This window comes from Micromonospora sp. NPDC049048 (genome assembly GCF_043197615.1).
In the GTDB taxonomy this organism is placed as follows: domain Bacteria; phylum Actinomycetota; class Actinomycetes; order Mycobacteriales; family Micromonosporaceae; genus Micromonospora.
The window spans coordinates 371892-387756 of sequence record NZ_JBICTM010000001.1; the positions used below are offsets into that span (position 1 = coordinate 371892).

The 15865-nt window shown below is 73.4% G+C and carries 12 protein-coding genes; 7 read left to right on the forward strand and 5 right to left on the reverse strand.

Annotated features, from left to right (window positions below; genetic code table 11):
* The first annotated feature begins 44 nt into the window (after window positions 1–44).
* Window positions 45–695, forward strand: coding sequence for an HAD family hydrolase (locus ACGFIG_RS01785; protein WP_392998198.1), 651 nt, complete (start codon window positions 45–47; stop codon window positions 693–695).
* A gap of 191 nt (window positions 696–886) precedes the next feature.
* Here ACGFIG_RS01785 and ACGFIG_RS01790 read toward each other — a convergent pair whose 3' ends face one another.
* Both ACGFIG_RS01790 and ACGFIG_RS01795 read right to left on the reverse strand, forming a co-directional pair.
* On the reverse strand, window positions 887–1540 hold the full coding sequence (locus ACGFIG_RS01790) for a LuxR C-terminal-related transcriptional regulator (protein WP_392998200.1): 654 nt from the start codon (window positions 1538–1540) through the stop codon (window positions 887–889).
* Between the two features lie 22 nt (window positions 1541–1562).
* Entirely contained in the window at window positions 1563–2864 is a 1302-nt protein-coding gene (locus tag ACGFIG_RS01795) for a sensor histidine kinase (RefSeq protein WP_392998202.1), read from the reverse strand.
* Window positions 2865–3264: 400 nt separating this feature from the next.
* On the opposite strand from ACGFIG_RS01795, the gene ACGFIG_RS01800 reads away from it, so the two are divergent.
* Genes ACGFIG_RS01800 through hemB form a run of 5 tightly spaced genes read left to right on the forward strand, consistent with a single transcriptional unit; the run spans window position 3265 to window position 8941 of the window.
* Window positions 3265–4035, forward strand: coding sequence for a redox-sensing transcriptional repressor Rex (locus ACGFIG_RS01800; protein ID WP_392998204.1), 771 nt, complete (start codon window positions 3265–3267; stop codon window positions 4033–4035).
* The gene (locus ACGFIG_RS01805; protein ID WP_392998206.1) at window positions 4032–5369 is read left to right on the forward strand and encodes a glutamyl-tRNA reductase; all 1338 of its coding nucleotides are present in this window, start codon (window positions 4032–4034) and stop codon (window positions 5367–5369) included. The genes ACGFIG_RS01800 and ACGFIG_RS01805 overlap by 4 nt, the downstream gene beginning before the upstream one ends.
* Complete coding sequence (gene hemC / locus ACGFIG_RS01810) at window positions 5366–6361, forward strand: hydroxymethylbilane synthase (protein ID WP_392998208.1); 996 nt, start codon at window positions 5366–5368, stop codon at window positions 6359–6361. Before ACGFIG_RS01805 ends, hemC begins: the two co-directional genes overlap by 4 nt.
* Window positions 6358–7938, forward strand: coding sequence for a uroporphyrinogen-III synthase (locus ACGFIG_RS01815; protein ID WP_392998210.1), 1581 nt, complete (start codon window positions 6358–6360; stop codon window positions 7936–7938). The genes hemC and ACGFIG_RS01815 overlap by 4 nt, the downstream gene beginning before the upstream one ends.
* Window positions 7939–7957: 19 nt before the next feature.
* The gene (gene hemB, locus ACGFIG_RS01820) at window positions 7958–8941 is read left to right on the forward strand and encodes a porphobilinogen synthase (RefSeq protein WP_392998212.1); all 984 of its coding nucleotides are present in this window, start codon (window positions 7958–7960) and stop codon (window positions 8939–8941) included.
* Between the two features lie 243 nt (window positions 8942–9184).
* Here hemB and ACGFIG_RS01825 read toward each other — a convergent pair whose 3' ends face one another.
* Complete coding sequence (locus tag ACGFIG_RS01825) at window positions 9185–9502, reverse strand: hypothetical protein (protein ID WP_392998214.1); 318 nt, start codon at window positions 9500–9502, stop codon at window positions 9185–9187.
* 1204 nt (window positions 9503–10706) lie between these two features.
* Here ACGFIG_RS01825 and ACGFIG_RS01830 point away from each other — a divergent pair.
* Window positions 10707–11360, forward strand: coding sequence for a multiprotein-bridging factor 1 family protein (locus tag ACGFIG_RS01830; protein ID WP_392998216.1), 654 nt, complete (start codon window positions 10707–10709; stop codon window positions 11358–11360).
* A gap of 65 nt (window positions 11361–11425) precedes the next feature.
* On the opposite strand, the gene ACGFIG_RS01835 is transcribed toward ACGFIG_RS01830, so the two are convergent.
* Window positions 11426–14704, reverse strand: a complete 3279-nt coding sequence (locus ACGFIG_RS01835; RefSeq protein WP_392998217.1) for a lamin tail domain-containing protein — start codon at window positions 14702–14704, stop codon at window positions 11426–11428.
* A 97-nt stretch (window positions 14705–14801) separates the two neighbouring features.
* Window positions 14802–15818 (reverse strand): GNAT family N-acetyltransferase, encoded by a 1017-nt coding sequence (locus tag ACGFIG_RS01840; RefSeq protein ID WP_392999384.1) that lies wholly within the window; start codon window positions 15816–15818, stop codon window positions 14802–14804.
* Window positions 15819–15865: the final 47 nt, after the last annotated feature.

Below are 15865 nucleotides of genomic sequence, written 5' to 3' on the forward strand. Positions count from 1 at the left end.
GAGCGGGCGTGCGGCGCCGGACGCGCCGGCGCTAGGGTGCTGCGATGACCCCTGCGCGCAACCACCTGGTGTGGGACTGGAACGGCACCCTGCTCAACGACCTGAGCCTGGTGGTCGCCTGCACCAACGCGGCCTTCGCCAGCGTGGGCGGGCCCGCCGTGACCGCCGAGGAGCACCGGGTACGGTTCCGCCGGCCCATCGCCGACTACTACGCCGAGGTGCTCGGTCGGGCGGTCGACGACGAGGCGTTCGGCCGGCTGGACCGGATCTTCCACGACGCGTACCGCACGGGGCTGACGACCTGCGAGCTGGCGCACGACGCCACCGTCGCCATGGCGGCGTGGCCGGGCAGCCAGTCCCTGCTGTCCATGTGGTTCCACGAGGAGCTGGTGCCGACCGTGCACACGTACGGACTCACCGGGAACTTCCTCCGGGTGGACGGACTGCGGGCGAGCGTCGGCGGGGACCGCAAGGCGGAGTCGCTGCGGCGGCACCTGACGGAGCTGGGCGTGGACGGCCGGGACGTGGTGCTGATCGGGGACTCCATCGACGACGCCGACGCCGCCGTGTCGGTGGGGGGCCGCGCCGTCCTCTACACCGGCGGGTTCACCGATCCGGCCCGGCTGCGCGCCGCCGGCCACCCGGTCGCCGACACCCTCAGCGAGGCGGTGACCCTGGCGGCCACGCTGCCCTGACCGGCCCGTCGGCTCCGGGTCCACCCCGACGGTCCGACCCCGTCGGCCCCGGCCAGCCGCAGCTCGACGCCGGGCAGCCGCAGCTCGACGCCGGGCAGCCGCAGCTCGACGCCGGGCAGCGGCAGCTCGACGCCGGGCAGCGGCCGCCCGACGACGCGGCGGTGGGCCGCCGTCGGGGTCGGCCGTGCCGGTCAGTTGCGCAGGTAGGCCAGCACGGCCAGGACCCGGCGGTGCTGCTCCGTGTCGGGCGGGAGCTGGAGCTTGGTGAAGATGTTGCGGACGTGCTTCTCGACGGCGCCGTCGGTGACCACCAGGCTCCTCGCGATCGCCGTGTTGGAGCGCCCCTCGGCCATCAGCCCGAGCACCTCGCGTTCGCGCGGGGTCAGCTCGCGCAGCGGGTCGTCGCGCCGGCGCCGGGCGAAGAGCTGACCGACCACCTCGGGGTCGAGCACGGTGCCGCCCGCGGCCACCCGGTCCAGCGCGTCGAGGAACTCGTCGATCGCCGCCACCCGGTCCTTGAGCAGGTAGCCGATCCCGCCCCCGCCGCCGCCCGTGGTGGCGAGCAGGTCGTCGGCGTACGACACCTCGACGTACTGGGAGAGGACCAGGATCGGGGTGCGCGGCACCAGGCGGCGCGCCTCCACCGCCGCCCGCAGCCCCTCGTCGGTGTGCGAGGGCGGCATCCGGACGTCGACGATCGACACGTCCGGCCGGTGGGCCACCACGGCCCCCACCAGCGCCTCGCCGTCCGCCACGGCGGCGAGGACCTCGTGCCCGCGCTCGGTGAGCAGCCGTATGAGCCCCTCCCGGAGCAGCACCGCGTCGTCCGCGATCACGATCCGCATGCGCCTGTCTACCACGTACGGCTCACAGCGGAAGCTCGGCGCGGATCTTGGTGGGGCCGCCGGCCGGACTGGACACGGAGAGCCGGCCGCCCGCGGCGCGGACCCGGTCGGCGATGCCGACCAGCCCGTGCCCCTTGGCGAGGTGGGCGCCGCCCTGCCCGTCGTCGTCGACATCGACCTCCAGCCGCCCGTCGTGCCTGGCCACGGTGACCTCGCACTCGGTCGCCCGGCTGTGCTTGGCGACGTTGGTCAGCGCCTCCGCCACCACGAAGTAGGCGGTGCTCTCCACCGCCGGGTCGAGCCGGCCGGCCGGGCTGGCCAGCTCCGGGTCCACCCGCAGCGCGATCGGGATCAGGCCGCGCCCGGCCAGGGCCGCCAGGGCGCTGGGCAGGCCCCGGTCGACCAGGATCGGCGGCGCGATGCCCCGGGACAGGGCGCGCAGCTCGGCGAGCGTCTCCCGGGTCTGGGTGACCGCCTCGTCCAGGGTCCGCGCGGCGGCCTCCGGGTCGGAGGCGAGCTGCTGCCGGGCCCGGCTGAGATCCATCGCGAGCCGGACCAGCCGTTGCTGTGGGCCGTCGTGGATGTCGCGCTCCAGCCGGCGCAGCGCGCTCGCCTCGGCGGAGACGGCGGCCCGCTTCTGCTCCTCCAGCACGGTGATCCGGTTGCGCATCTCGGCCACGCCGGTGAGCAGGGCCCGGCCGAAGCTGGCCTGGAGCAGCGCGCAGCCCCGGGCCACGATCGGCAGGGTGATCAGGAAGAACAGCCCGATCGCGGTGTGCAGCCCGATCCGGGCGATGGTCGAGTCGCCCAGGCCGAGGAGCTGGGGCAGGCCCACGTCGTCCGGGCCGCCGCGCGGCAGGGCCCAGTCGTACGCCCAGTAGAGGCTGCCGGTGACGGCGCCGGCCCACCAGACCAGCGTGACCACGAAGCTGACGACGGCCACGATCAGCTTGAGGATGCCGTGCGCGAGGTCGAGCCAGGACTGGGCGTCCCCCATCGGCACGAAGATCCGCCGCCAGGCGCTCGCCCCGGGCTCGGGGAGCCGGTACTGCGGGCGGATCCGGGACTGGTGGAGCACGGCGGGGAGGCGGAGCCGCTCGATGTCGGCGAGCCCCCGGGCGGCGTAGAGGGTGCCGCTGAGGATCGGCAGGCCGATCACCGTCACCATCAGCCCGAGCCCGGCAGCGAGGCCGACCAGCAGGACGACGAAGCTGGCCAGGGCCAGCGGGAGGCCCAGCAGCACGTAGCCGGAGTCCAGCAGGAGCTGTCGGGAGATGGTCGGCGCCGGCACGGGCTGGTCGGCGACGACGGGTACGGCGGTCATGCCACGAGGCTAGGCAGCGCGGGGTGGCCGACCCATCCCGTCGGCCCGCCTTCCCGACGTAGGGCTGGCCCTACCGTGACCGGATCGTGGGCGAGCCGTAGGTCGCGTGATTGGTCAGAGAAGTCGTAATTGAGCAATAATCGGCGCGGCCGGCACCATCGGCTCCGCCCGGAGGCCGGACGGCGGTCGACGAAGGTCGCTGAATCGATCTTGCGGAATGGAGGGGCTGGTGAAGCCGTGTCGCGAGCTTTCAAGATCGCGATTTGTGCACGCCTTCACAAGCGCCTACTCTGTAGTTCCGACGCGCCCTGCTAGCACAGCCGGCAATCTCGGTCGCCAGCGGGAGTCCCGAAACGGCCGGCCGGTGGAGTTGGCTGAGGATCGCACCGCACGGAGTCTCATGAGTCAGCACCGTCACCCAGGCGCACCCGGTCGGGCCGGTGCCGTACCGGCGCTCCCGGACCTGCCCGAGGCGACCGTCGCGCGGCTCCCGGAATACCTCCGTGCCCTGCACAACCTCGCCGAGACGGGGCACGAGACCGTGTCCAGCGAGGGGCTCGCCAGCGCCGCCGGCGTCAACTCCGCGAAGCTCCGCAAGGACCTGTCGCACCTCGGCTCGTACGGCACCCGTGGGGTCGGCTACGACGTGGCCCTGCTGGTCGACCAGATCGAGTACGTGCTCGGCCTCACCCAGCGGCGGGCCGTCGCGCTCGTCGGCGTGGGTAACCTCGGTCACGCCCTCGCCGGCTACGACGGCTTCGCCAGCCGTGGGTTCCGGATCGCCGCGCTCTTCGACGCCGACTCCGCACGGGTCGGCGAGGAGATCAACGGGCTGGTCGTCCGGCACATCGACGAGTTGCCCCGGGTCGCCGTCGAGGAGGCCATCGCCATCGGCGTGATCGCCACCCCGGCCCGGGCCGCCCAGGCGGTGGCGGACCAACTCGTGGCCGCCGGTGTGACGAGCATCCTCAACTTCGCTCCGTGCGTACTCTCGGTTCCGGAGGGGGTCGACCTGCGCAAGGTCGACCTTGCCATAGAGCTGCAGATCCTGTCGTTCCACGAGCACCGCAAGGCATCGTTGACCGCGCTCCCCGCCACCGGCGGGTCCGCCCTCACCGCTCTGCCCGGGGGGCTCGCCGTCACCGACCCGCAGGAGGCGATCGGCACGTGAAACTGCTCGTCGTCGGCGCGTCCTACCGCACCGCTCCCGTCGCCACGCTGGAGCAGCTCGCGGTCGGCCCCGCGGACCTCACCCGCACCCTGGACCGTCTCGTCGCCCAGCCGTACGTGACCGAGGCCGTGATCGTCTCCACCTGCAACCGGGTGGAGGTCTATGCCGCCGTGTCCGGCTTCCACGGCGGCCTCGGCGACATCTGCGCCGTGCTGGCGGAGCAGGCCGGCTGCCAGCCCGCCGCGCTCGCCAGCCACCTCTACGTGCACTTCGACGCCGCCGCCGTGGACCACGTCTTCCGGGTCGCCGCCGGGCTCGACTCGATGGTCGTCGGCGAGGCGCAGATCCTCGGCCAGCTCCGGGACGCCTACCATTCCGCGACCGGTGCCGACACCGCCGGGCGGCTGCTGCACGAGTTGATGCAGCAGGCGCTGCGGGTCGGCAAGCGGGCGCACGCGGAGACCGGGATCGACCGGGCCGGCCAGAGCGTGGTCACCGCCGCCCTGGAACTGGCCGCCGGGCACCTCGACGGCGACCTCGCCGGGCGTCCCGCCCTGGTGGTCGGCGCGGGCGCCATGGGATCGCTGGGGGTCGCCACGCTGTCCCGGCTGGGCGCCGGGCCGCTGACTGTCACCAACCGGGGCGCCGACCGGGCCCTCCGGCTGGCCGAGGCGTACGGGGCCGGCGCGACGCCGATGGCGGAGCTGACCTCCGTGCTCTCCACAGTGGACATCGTAGTGGCCGCCACCGCGGCCACCGAAGCGGTCCTCACCCGTGAGGTGGTGACCCGGGCACTCGCCGGGCGCGACGCCGGGCGGGGCCCGCTGGTCCTGCTCGACCTGGCCGTACCGCGCGACGTGGAGGCGGGCGTCGCCGACCTGCCCGGCGTCGAGGTGATCGACATCGACCGGATGGCGGCGCTGCTCGCCGACGGTCCCGCCGCCACCGACACCGCCGCCGTGGAGCGGATCGTGGTCGGCGAGGTCGACGCCTTCCTCACCTGGCTGCGCGGCGCCGACGTGGCGCCCACGGTGGCGGCCCTGCGGGGCCGCGCCGACGACGTGGTCGGCGCCGAGCTGCGTCGGCTCGCCCAGCGGCGCCCGGACCTCACCGACGACCAGCGCGCCGAGGTGGCCCGTACGGTGCACCGGGTCGTCCAGCGGCTGCTGCACCAGCCGACCGTGCGGGTACGCCAGTTGGCGGCCGAGCCCGGCGGCGACCAGTACGCGGCCCTGCTGCGCGAGCTGTTCGACCTCCAGGTGCCGCAGACCTCGCCGGTCGACAGCGTCCCCCAGATCTCCGACGACGTCCCGCCCTCCGGAGGTGAGCGATGAGCACGCCCCTGCGTCTCGGTACCCGCGGCAGCAAACTGGCGATGGCCCAGTCCGGCCACGTCGCCGAGGCGCTGACCGCTGCCACCGGTCGGCCCGTCGAACTGGTCGAGGTGGTCACCGCCGGCGACCGCTCGTCCGCGCCGGTGCACCGGCTCGGCGTCGGCGTCTTCGTCTCCGCCCTGCGCGACGCGCTGACCGCCGGCACCATCGACTTCGCGGTGCACTCCTACAAGGACCTGCCCACCGCGGCGGCGGCCGGGCTGCACGTCGCGGCGGTGCCGACCCGGCAGGATCCGAGGGACGCGCTGGTCGCCCGGGACGGCCGTACGCTCGCCGAGCTGTCCCCCGGCGCGACCGTGGGCACGGGCGCGCTGCGCCGCATCGCCCAGCTGCACGCCCTCGGAATGCAGCTGGAGGTCACCCCGATCCGTGGCAACGTCGACAGCCGCCTCGCGCGCGTGCTGGGCCCGGAGGTCGACCTCGACGCGGTCGTCCTGGCCCGGGCCGGGCTGGCCCGGCTCGGGCGGACCGACGTGATCACCGAGACGCTCGACCCGATGCTGATGCTGCCCGCGCCCGCCCAGGGCGCGCTGGCGGTGGAGTGCCGGGTCGACGACACCGACCTGGTCGAGCTGCTCGCCGTACTCGACCACGCACCGTCCCACGCCGCGGTCACCGCGGAACGGGCGCTGCTGGCCACCCTGGAGGCCGGGTGCTCCGCTCCGGTCGCCGCGTACGCCGTCGTCGCCGAAGGCGAGCCAACCGGCTCGGGCGCCGAGGGCGATGTCGTCCAGGAGATCTATCTGCGCGGGGCGGTGATCAGTCCGGACGGTACGAGAGACCTTCGGCTGTCCCGCACCGGAACGCCCGCCGACGCGGCGGAGATCGGCAAGGCACTCGCCGCCGAACTCCTCGAACTCGGCGCCGACTCGATCCTCGGCCACGATGGACACGCCGGCCCGGGGACCCAGCAATTTGGGAGCACAGAATGACCCGCACCCGTAAGCCTGTAGGCCGCATCGCCTTCGTCGGGGCCGGTCCCGGCGACCCGGGCCTGCTGACCCGCCGGGCGCACGACGCACTGGTCGACGCCGACCAGGTGGTGTACGACCGGGGAGTCCCCGAGTCGCTGCTCGACGCCGTCCGCATCCAGGCCAGGGAGGACGCCCAGTTCACCCCGGCGGAGGGCGCGCCGGGTGACGTGGCGAAGGTGCTGATCTCGGCGGCCCGTTCCGGGCTGAACGCGGTGCACCTGGTCGCCGGCGACCCGTTCGGTCACGACTCGGTCGTCAAGGAGGTGCAGGCGGTCGCGCGGACCGCCGCGCACTTCGAGGTGGTCCCCGGGGTCGGCCAGGCCGAGGGGGTGGCGACCTACGCGGGCGTGCCGCTGCCGGGCGTACGGACGGCCGCGGACGTCGAGGACGTCAGCACGCTGGACTTCGACGCGCTGGCCGCGGCCGTCCGCCGGGGCTCGCTGGCCCTGGCCGTGGACGCCGGCGACCTCGCCGCGATCCGCGACGGGCTGCTCGCCGCCGGGGTGGAGGGTGCCACGGGCGTCGGGGTGACCGGCGACGGCACCGGTGAGACGCAGTACACCACCACGTCGACCGTGGACTCGTTCGTCGCGGCGGCACTCGGCTTCACCGGCCGGGTGGTGCTCACCGTCGGCGAGGGCGTGGGCCAGCGCGACAAGCTGAGCTGGTGGGAGAACCGCCCGCTGTACGGCTGGAAGGTCCTCGTGCCCCGCACGAAGGAGCAGGCCGGCGTGATGAGCGCGCGGCTGCGCGCGTACGGGGCCATTCCGTGCGAGGTGCCGACCATCGCGGTCGAGCCGCCGCGTACCCCGGCCCAGATGGAGCGGGCGGTCAAGGGCCTGGTCGACGGCCGCTACGCCTGGGTGATCTTCACCTCCGTCAACGCCGTACGGGCGGTCTGGGAGAAGTTCGCCGAGCACGGCCTGGACGCCCGGCACTTCGGCGGCGTCAAGATCGCCTGTATCGGCGAGGCGACCGCCGACGCCGTCCGCGCGTTCGGCATCCAGCCCGAGCTGATCCCGTCCGGGGAGCAGTCCTCCGACGGGCTGCTCGCCGAGTTCTCGCCGCACGACGAGATCCTCGACCCGGTCGGCCGGGTGCTGCTCCCGCGCGCCGACATCGCCACCGAGACCCTCGCCGCCGGGCTCACCGAGCGCGGCTGGGAGGTCGACGACGTGACCGCCTACCGGACGGTCCGGGCCGCCCCGCCGCCCGCCGAGATCCGGGACGCGATCAAGTCGGGTGGCTTCGACGCGGTGCTCTTCACGTCCAGCTCCACGGTGCGTAACCTGGTGGGCATCGCCGGAAAGCCGCACGCCCGTACCGTCGTCGCAGTGATCGGGCCCAAGACGGCGGAGACCGCGACGGAGTTCGGCCTGCGGGTCGACGTCCAGCCGCCGCACGCCTCCGTCCCCGACCTGGTGGAGTCGCTCGCCGCCTACGCCGTGGAGCTGCGCGAGAAGCTCGCCGCCATGCCGGCGAAGCAGCGCCGTGGCTCGAAGGTGCAGGGGCCGACCGCCCTGAGGTTCCGCTAGCCGTAGCAGGAGGCCCGTGATGCCGTACCCCGAGATCCGGCCCCGTCGGCTGCGCCGCAACGCGGCCGTCCGGCGGCTGGTTTCCGAGACCCGCGTCGACCCGGCCGAGCTGGTCGTGCCGATGTTCGTCAAGGAGGGGCTGACGGAGCCGCGGGCGATCGCGTCGCTCCCGGGAGTGCTCCAGCACTCCCGGGACTCGCTCCGCAAGGCCGCCGCCGAGGCGGTCCAGGCGGGCGTCGGCGGGATCATGCTCTTCGGCGTGCCGGAGCGGCGGGACGCGACCGGTTCCGGCGGGATCGACCCGCAGGGCATCCTCAACGTCGCGATCCGCGACGTCGTCGCCGAGGCGGGCGACGCCACGGTGGTGATGAGCGACCTCTGCCTGGACGAGTTCACCTCGCACGGGCACTGCGGCCTGCTCACCCCGGACGGCGACGTCGACAACGACGCCACGCTGGAGGCGTACGCCGAGATGGCGGTCGCCCAGGCCGCCGCCGGGGTCGGGATGGTCGGGCCGTCCGGGATGATGGACGGCCAGATCGGCGTGGTACGCCGGGCGCTCGACGCCGCGGGCCACCAGGACGTGGCCGTGCTGGCGTACGCCGCCAAGTACGCCTCGGCCTTCTACGGCCCGTTCCGCGACGCGGTCGAGTCGGCGCTGGAGGGCGACCGGCGCACCTACCAGCAGGACCCGGCGAACCTGCGGGAGTCGCTGCGCGAGGTCGAGCTGGACGTCGCCGAGGGCGCCGACCTGGTGATGGTCAAGCCCGCCCTGCCGTACCTCGACGTGGTGTCGGCCGTCCGCGCGGCGGTGGACGTCCCGGTCGCCGCCTACCAGGTCTCCGGTGAGTACGCGATGGTCGAGGCAGCCGCCGCGAACGGCTGGATCGACCGCGAGCGGGTGATGCTGGAGACGCTGACGTCGATCCGGCGGGCCGGCGCGCAGGTCATCCTCACCTACTGGGCGGTCGAGGCCGCCCGGCTCCTCCGCGAACGCCACTGACCAACTCGCCGCCCGCCGGCCCGGCTCGCCCGTCCGGCCCCGGCTCGCCCGTCCGGCCCCGGCTCGCCCGTCCGGCCCCGGCTCGCCCGTCCGGCCCCGGCTCGCCCGTCCGGCCCCGGCTCGCCCGCCCGGCCCCGGCTCGCCCGCCCGGCCCCGGCCCCGGCTCGCCTGGCCCTGGCCCCGGCTCGCCCGCCCCGGCTTCCGCACCGCTCGGCTCGTCGCATCAAGGCGTGGTTCTAGGAGTCACGATCGGCTGGTGGGCCGTCCGGGGTAGTCGCGGCCGGCCAACCAGATCGTCAGGTCGTTAGCGATCGCGGAGATGTTGGTTCCTGTGCTGTGTTCGTGCTGGTGGTGGCTGGGGTCGCGGCGTTCGACCTCGTAGCTGCCGTCATCGAGCAGGGAGACCGAGGCGTACCAGTCACTGTCGTCGGCGGGGGTGATGGTGACGAAGGTGTTGTCGGGCTGGTCGAGGTCTTGCAGCAGCATGTACAGGGCATCCTCGGACGGGTCGGCGATGTGGTCGCCGTTCTCGGTATCGGCGTCGTAGTAGTCGGCAGCCATGCTGCTGCCCCTTTCGTCCCTCGGATCACCGCGACCCACACGATCATTCTCGACGCCTATCCACACCGAGATCAACTCATGAAACGCCCAGCCCAGTCCCGCCCAGCGCGCCCTGGCCCAGCTCCGCACAGTCCGGCTCGACGGCCCGCACCGGCCCGTCTGTGACCGAGCGAGGTCAGGCCGAAGTCCACACCCTGCCGACCCGTCGTCCAAGTCGCCGCCGCCAGCGCCAGGAGATGTCCCAGGTAGCCGCCGGTGCCGGTGTTGCCTCCTCGGTTCGCCCGGCCGCCGGTGCCGGTGCTGCCTCCTTGGGGTCGCCAGGTTGCCGGTGCCGGTACTCCCTCCTTGGGGTCGCCAGGTTGCCGGTGCCGGTGCTGCCTCCTCGGCGTCGCCTGGCTGCCGGTGCCGGTGTTGCCTCGCCGTCCGGCACGCCCTCGCCACCTGGATGCTCGCCACTCGCCCAGCCGCATCCGGCATGCTCCCAGCGGCAACCTTCCGTGACACTGTGTAGCTTCCCTGTGGTCGAACACCATCGTCCTTCGGACGCTTTGCTCTGCAGCCATATACGCGCCGGCAACCCTGAGTGGCCGTTGCGTATCTGGTTGCAGAGCAAAGGGCGCGCGGGGCTTGGTTGCTCCTGAGGGCGATGAGTGCCAAACCTGCTGGTCACGCCATTGGCTCCGTCTGCAACGTGTGCAGGGCTGCTCTGATGCCCGGAATGCTGTTACTCAGAGTGATTATTGGTCGATAATCTAGTTGTGTCACTCAGCGTCATCGCCGGCACCTTGGTTGGGGTGGTGACATTGGCCGTAGCGCCGGTCCGGGTGCGCCGGGCTGATGCGGCAGGGTCGTGCGGGTTTTCCACAGGCGGCGAGGTTTTCCACAGGCGGAGCGGGCGGGATTGCGGGAGGGGCGCCGCAGCCGGGACCGTGAGCGGATGACCGGCCCTTCCGCTGACCCGCCCCCGAATTCCGTCGCCACCGAGCCGGGCCCCGCTGCCGCCCGAACCGCGCCGACGGGATCTCGGTCGGCGCCCCACCGCGCCACAACGCCGGGCCCCGTCGGGCTGCCAGACGGCATCGGACCGCCGGGCTCCGGCAGACCGCCGGGCTCCGGCGGGCCACCAGGTTGGGTTGGACCACAGCGCCTCGTCGGGCCGCAGGATTCCTTCGGGCCGGAGGGCACAGCCGGGCCGCAGGCTCCCGTGGGGCCGTCGGACGCGGACGATCCGGCGGGTCTGGCGGACCTCGACCAGACGGTGGGCCTCGACCAGTCGGCGGGCCTGGCGCAGCCTGCGGACCTTGACCAGGCGGCGGGTGCACGGGAGTTGCCCGTCATGTTGACCGAGCCGTTCGACACTCCGTGGCCGGCGGCGGGCATCGTCCGGGCGGTTCGGCGGTACGCCAGCCTCAGCCAGCGGGAGCTGGCGCGGTGGGCCGGGGTGAACCATGCCACGGTCGGGCGGATCGAGGCGGGGCAGCTGGTGCCGAGCATCCTGCTCCTGCGCCGCATCATCGGCGTCGCCGGGTTCCGGCTGGCCGTCGTCAACGAGTTCGGGCGGGTGCTGAAGCCGATGCGGGACTGGCAGGACACCCGCGACGGGGCGGGGCGTCGCTATCCCTCGCACCTGGACACCATTCTCGACCCGGAGCCGGGTGAGTGGTGGGCGGACATCTACGGGTTGGCCCGTCCACCCGAGACGTTCTATCGCGACCGTCGGGTCCGCGACGCCATGCGGCGGCGCAGCCAGTGGGAGGTGCGGGTGGCGAAGTACCGCAGTGTGCCTCCGCCGCCGCGCGTGCCGCCACCGCCGCGCGTGCCCCCGCCGCACGTGCCCGATCCACGCTTCCCGTGGTGAGCGAACGGCCCGCCGGCCAGGACGTTCCTGGGCGGCGGGCCGTCGGGGCGGGCTCCGGTGCGACGTCAGTCGTCGTTGGTGATGGTGCCCACGGCGAGCGGGTCGGCCAGCCGCAGGCCGGGCACCCCGGCCACGACCAGGTTCACCTTCTCGTCGGCCTCCCGCTTCTGGTCACCGCGCACGGTCACCGGGAAAGCCAGGGAGGTCTGTCCGGCGGCCAGGACCTTGCAACCGACGTACGGGTCGTAGTCGGCGCCGGCCTGGGCCGTGGTGCCGTACGTGGCGGCGCAGAGCAGCACCGGCTGGGACAGCGGGCGCGACACGGTGACCGTGAAGGTGAGCGGTCGGGTGCCCCGGTCGCCCTCGACCACCGACGCGTCGCCGACACTCAACGAGGCCCGGGAGCGGAAGCGGGCCACCTGCGGATCGTGGTCGCTGGAACCCCGGCTGCCGTCGGCCGCGTGGTCGGCCGGCCAGTCGGCGTTGACGTGCGCGGCCCGCATCTCCACCAGGTCCCGGTGCAACGCGCCGTTGACGAACAGGTGGTCCAGCGTCTGCGTCTGCCCCTCGAAGCTGTACGAGTAGGCGGACGACGGCGCGTCGGCGAGCAGGTCGTCCCAGAGGTTGCGCATGCCCGCCTCGTACAGCGGTCCGAGCTGGTCCGACCCGGTGGGGTCCGCCGCCGTGGCGATGGGGTCGTCGGGGCGGGGGAAGACGTTCAGGTCCCCGCCGTAGACCACCCGCGCGTGCGGGTCCGACGCCTCGATCGCGGTGACGATCGCGGCCCCGTACGCGGCCTGCTCCCGGCGCTGCCCGATCCGGCTGTCCGGCCCCGACGAGTAGTGGTTGCTGGCGGCCCACAGCGTGTACCGCTCGGCGGAGCCGGGGGCGGCGGCCACGGTGAACTTGCCGAGCTGCGGGGCGCGGGTGAAGACGTTGTCGCCGTCCTTGCCGGTGGAGGTGTCCACGTCGGCGGGGAGCACGGCGTTGAGCGCCTTCGGGTTCTGCACGTCCGCGTTGCCCGGCAGCCCCGCACCCCGGTACCGCACCGTCGGCGTCGAGCCCAGCAGCGGGTCACCGGCGGTGGGCGTCGCCAGCGACACCCGGTCGGTGCGGAACATGAACGCCGCGGTGATGCCCCGGGCGTCCGCGCCGGTGCGGTCGTACGCGGCCTGGTAGGCCGGGCCACCGGCAGCCGTGATGGCCAGCGCCAGGTCCTGGAGGGTGTCCGGCGCGCCGTCCGCGTTGTCCGTGGTGCCGCAGACCAGTTCGCCGCCCGAGACCGAGCAGATGTCCTGGTCCTCGGCCTCCTGCACCAGGATCAGGTCCGGGGAGTGCAGGTCGGTGGTGATCTGGTCGGCCAGCGCGGTGAGCTGCTCGCGGTACTCCTGCTCGCTGCCCGGCACGTAGTCGAACGGCGGGCGTACCCCGGTGCAGCCGGCGTTGCCGGCGAAGTCGCAGCCGTCGAACGGGTCGTCGCGGTAGTCGTACAGGTTCTCGACGTTGTAGGTGGCGACCGAGATCTCCTCCGCCCGGTTGGCGGGCTTCGGCGGGTGGTTCGCCGACGGGTCGGCTCCGCCCGTGAACGTGGCCGCCTCGACCTGCACGCCGTACTTCTCGAACGAGTAGTAGAGCCCGCCGACCGCGTCGGCGGTCAGCGTGTCGAACGCGCGCGCGGGCGGGAGCAGCGCGCCGCTGTCGCCCGTGGTGCCCTTGACGCCCATGCTGCCGAGCAGGATCCGCTGCCCGTTGCCGTCGTCGAAGCGGCGGGTCGGGTCGTTGTCCAGCGGGTGCGCGTCCCGGAACACCCGACGGGCGTACGGGTCGGCGCGGTCCAGCAGCGGGTCGTCCCGGTCGATCACGAAGATCTCGCCGTCGGCGGTGGAGGCGAAGACGTTGCGCCCGCTCACCGCGCCACTGCCGGCACGCACCCGCATCCGGGCACCCTCGTGCCGCTCGAAGAAGCGCTGCGCGGCTGCCAGCTCGACCGGCGGCACGGCGTCGGTCACCTCGACCTCGGTGTCCACGTCGACGCCGGTGGCGATCCGGCGGACCAGCGACGCCCCGGAGAGCTGGGTGAAGTTGTAGTACTCGGAGACCCGGGCGCGCAGCACCACCTCGTCGCCGACCGTGGGCACGTAGCCGCCGATCAGCGAGGTGAACGAGCCCATGAAGACGAAGATGCCGTCCGAGCTGGTCGGGTCGCCGTCGGTGGCGTCGGAACGGCTCTGCAGGAAGAAGCCGTGCTGGTCGCGTCCCGACGAGTCGCGGGCCAGGGTGCGCTGGGTGATCACGCCGCGTACGTCGTACAGCGTGCTGCTGGTGCCGTTGCCCGAGGCCGGCGCGAGCGGCGAGCGGTCGGCGGGGCCGGACTCGGCGTCGGTGGTCGGGCCCTGCACCTCGCCGACGGTCAGCTCCCGGGTCACCTGCACGGCCAGGGTGCAGGTGGCGGTGTCGCCGTCCGCGTCGGTGGAGGTCAGCACCACGGTGTACGCCCCGGCGGCCAGGTCGGCGCTCGTGCCGACCGTGGCGCGGGCGGTGCCGCCGACCGCGTCGGCCGGGACGACCGCCGAGCGGCTGACGGAGCCGGTGGCCGGGGTCGGGCTGACCGAGGTGACCGCCAGGTCGACGATCCGGTCGTCCGGGTCGGTGGCGGTGACCTCCCGGGTGGCTGCCGTACCGGCCGGGGTCACCAGCGCCGGGCCGCAGGTGAGCGTGGCGGGCGCGTCGACCGGCCCGCCGCCGTCGATGGCGTGCGTGCCGAGGCCGTCGAACGTGTCGACGGCGAAGCCGACCCACTGGGCGACCGGGTCGAACGCGTCGGAGGGATTGGTGTCGCCGGAGGTGACGGCGGCCGACCGGCGCAGCGTGTTGTCGGCGGTGCTGGTGAGGCCCGTGCCCCACTCGGTGCCCGGGTCGACGCCGACCTGACCGATCGAGTCGAGCACGGTGCCGCCCCGACTCAGCACGATCGCGTCGTCGCCGTTGAACAGGCTGGCGCCGGTGGTCTGGTCGGCCCGCTCGAGGATGGCCGGCGCGGCCGAGGCGGCGGCGAAGACGAAGGCGTCACCGGCCGCGACCGTGCCCGTGAGGGCCAGGTTCGTGGGCGTGGTGGAGCCGTTGAAGTAGAGCTGGAGCTGGTATCCGCCGGCCGCGAGGTCCACGGCGGTGCCGGTGCCGTTGAACAGCTCGATCGCCTTGTTGTTCGACGAGCCTTCGACGTACTCGGAGATGAAGAGATCGGTGGGCGCGGCGCTGGCCGCGGTGGGTGCGACGCCGACGGCCGTGGCGGTCACGGCGACGGTGGCGGTTGCGAGCGCGGCAAGGGTGCGGCGCGGGCGCATGGGGCCTCCACGATGGGTGGACGGTGAACTAACGCACGTTAAGGGTCGCTGCTGACCGCCGTCCATCCCCCAGCGGACGGATTCGTGAACGTTCCGGTCAGCGTCCGGCGTCGAGGCGGTGTACCAGCTCAGCCACGTCGATGCTGTATTCGCACCATTCGCGGTCCGGACGGTAGCCCAGCTCGGCGTTGACCTTGAGCATGGCCTCGTTGGCCTGCGCGTTCCAGGTCTGCACCTCGGCCAGCTCCGCCTCCACCGAACGCAGCTCCATCAGCATCCGGGCCTTGATCGCGCGGTCGATGCCGTAGCCCCGGTGGTCCTGCACGACGATGGTGTCGTACTGGTCGGCACGGGTGGGATGCTGGACCGGTACGACCACCTCGGTCAGCCCGGCCACCTCCCCCGTCTGCTCGTGCAGGGCGAGCACGATGTAGGGCTTCATGCCCCGCCGGTGCAGGCAGTCCAGGCTGTCCCGCAGCCGCTGCGGGTCGGCGGAACTGGGGCGCAGTTCGCCGTCCTCGACGTCGCGCACCTCCGCCTTCGCCCGGGCGTACGCCTCGATCAGCTCGTCCGGCGGGCCGCCGGGATGGAACTGGAGTTGGTAGCCCGCGCCGACCCCGGTGGCCATCTCGGCCAGCTCGGCCCAGTCCACCCCGGACAGGTCCAGCACGCTGCGGGTCTCCACGTACTCCTTCGAGAAGCCGAGCGACTCGTAGAAGGCGACGGCCGGCGTGTCGCCGACCACCTCCACGCCGATCGACTGGAAGCCCTCCTGGTAGACCCGCCGGGCGGCGGTCAGTACGAGGTCCCGGCCGAGCCCCGTGCGTCGCGCCGAGGGGTGTACAAGCACCTCCAGCACGCCGATGTCGCCGAGCAGCAGCACGTGCACCTGCCCGAGGATCGCCCCCGGGCTGCCGTCGGCCGCCGGCTCCGCCTGGGCGATCCAGGAGATCCGCCGCTCACCGGGCATCACCTCGGCGAGGTATTCCCGCAGGGAGGTCTCCCGCCACGGCGGATCCTGCGGAAGATCGGCCGCCAGGACCGCGTTCAGCGTGTCCAACAGCGACGCGATCTCGGCGGACGACGCGGTCCTGGGGTCCCACTCGCGCACCATCACCCGTCTAGCTTGCCGCTAACCGGTGCCCGAAGGAAGTGTCCGGT

Excerpts from the sequence above, each read along its gene's own strand:
- ACGFIG_RS01785 (WP_392998198.1), top strand. The coding sequence starts at position 45 with ATGACCCCTGCGCGCAACCACCTGGTGTGGGACTGGAACGGCACCCTG.
- ACGFIG_RS01835 (WP_392998217.1), bottom strand. The coding sequence starts at position 14,704 with ATGCGCCCGCGCCGCACCCTTGCCGCGCTCGCAACCGCCACCGTCGCC.
- hemC (WP_392998208.1), top strand. The coding sequence starts at position 5,366 with ATGAGCACGCCCCTGCGTCTCGGTACCCGCGGCAGCAAACTGGCGATG.
- ACGFIG_RS01795 (WP_392998202.1), bottom strand. The coding sequence starts at position 2,864 with ATGACCGCCGTACCCGTCGTCGCCGACCAGCCCGTGCCGGCGCCGACC.
- ACGFIG_RS01825 (WP_392998214.1), bottom strand. The coding sequence starts at position 9,502 with ATGGCTGCCGACTACTACGACGCCGATACCGAGAACGGCGACCACATC.
- hemB (WP_392998212.1), top strand. The coding sequence starts at position 7,958 with ATGCCGTACCCCGAGATCCGGCCCCGTCGGCTGCGCCGCAACGCGGCC.
- ACGFIG_RS01800 (WP_392998204.1), top strand. The coding sequence starts at position 3,265 with ATGAGTCAGCACCGTCACCCAGGCGCACCCGGTCGGGCCGGTGCCGTA.
- ACGFIG_RS01790 (WP_392998200.1), bottom strand. The coding sequence starts at position 1,540 with ATGCGGATCGTGATCGCGGACGACGCGGTGCTGCTCCGGGAGGGGCTC.
- ACGFIG_RS01815 (WP_392998210.1), top strand. The coding sequence starts at position 6,358 with ATGACCCGCACCCGTAAGCCTGTAGGCCGCATCGCCTTCGTCGGGGCC.
- ACGFIG_RS01840 (WP_392999384.1), bottom strand. The coding sequence starts at position 15,818 with ATGGTGCGCGAGTGGGACCCCAGGACCGCGTCGTCCGCCGAGATCGCG.